At 64.3% G+C, this 1,374-nt stretch carries 1 protein-coding gene; it reads right to left on the bottom strand.

All coding sequences use genetic code 11. The features are described from left to right. Positions 1 to 59 precede the first annotated feature (59 nt). On the bottom strand, positions 60 to 1,374 hold a 1,315-nt coding region (locus K728_RS0103905; RefSeq protein ID WP_024475917.1), incomplete at its 5' end, for a M13 family metallopeptidase.

Genomic DNA, 1,374 nt, shown 5'->3' with positions numbered 1-1,374 from the left:
CCCTGACGGGCCAGACCGCCGATCAGGTGACCTGCCAGTCCTAGAGCAGCCGAAAGCGGCTACCAGATCCGGACCCGCTCAGCCGGGTCCAACCACAGGTCATCGGTGTCCGTGACCGAGAAGGCGTCATGGAACTGGTCAAGGTTCCGCGCTACCTGGTTGCAGCGGAACTCGTTGGGGGAGTGGGGGTCAATGGTCAGGCGGCGGAGCGCTTCCTCGGCGCGGATCTTCTGCCGCCAGCAGCTGGCCCAGGAGAAGAAGAAGCGCTGGGCCCCGGTCAGTCCAGCCACGATTGGCGGCTCGGCGCCGTCCAGGCTCAGCAGATAGGCGCGGTAGCCGATCGACAGACCGCCCAGATCCCCGATGTTCTCGCCCAGCGTGAGGCTGCCGTTGACTGAGCTTCCTGGCGCCTCAGCAGGGCAGAGCGCATCATACTGGTCCACCAACCGCTGGGTGAGCGAGTCGAAGGCAGCACGGTCCTGGTCGCTCCACCAGTTTTCGAGGCGCCCGCTGCCGTCGTACTGGGAGCCCTTATCGTCGAAGCCGTGACCGATCTCGTGACCGATCACCGCCCCGATTGCCCCGTAGTTCACTGCCGGGTCGGCGTCGACGTCGAAGAACGGTGGCTGCAGGATCGCAGCCGGGAACACAATCTCGTTCATCGTCGGCATGTAGTAGGCGTTCACGGTCTGCGGGGTCATCAGCCAGTTACCCCGGTCGATCGGACCACCCAGTCGGGAGAGTTGGCGGTCCAGTTCGAATGCGGTGGAGCGGCGAACGTTGCCGTAGGTGTCGCCGTCGACAATCTCCAGTGACGAATAGTCGATCCATTGGTCAGGGAAACCGATCTTGGTGTGGAACCGGTCCAGTTTGGCGAGGGCCCGGGTCTTCGTCTCGTCGGTCATCCAGTCGAGCGAGGTAATGCTTACCCGGTACGCGGCGAGAAGGTTTTCGACCAGGTCGAGCATGATGGCCTTGTGGGTGGGTGGGAAATGCCTCGCGACGTACTCCCGCCCCACAGCTTCGCCGACGGCACCCTCAACCAGCGCCACCCCACGCTTCCAACGGTCCTTGATCTCAGGTGTGCCACTGAGGTGGGTGCCGTAGAAGGCGAAAGCCGGGTCCACAAAGGAACTGCTGAGATAGCCTGCCGCGTGCAGCAGCACCCGAGTGGTCAGCCAGCTCTTCCAGACACTCAGATCCTCGGCCGCCAGCAGCTGGTCCACAGCTGCCAGATAGTCCGGCTGATTGATGACCACTTCGTCGGTTCCCTCACGCCCCCGGGTGAGCTGCTCCAGCCAGGAGCTGCTGAAGGGGGCGAGCTCGGCCAGTGCGTCGCCGGTCAGCAGGTTGTAGGTGGCCTGCGGATCGCGG

This window comes from Arthrobacter sp. CAL618, assembly GCF_000468215.1.
Taxonomy (GTDB): Bacteria; Actinomycetota; Actinomycetes; order Actinomycetales; family Micrococcaceae; genus Arthrobacter_D.
This window is presented reverse-complemented; position numbering and strand designations above follow the sequence as displayed.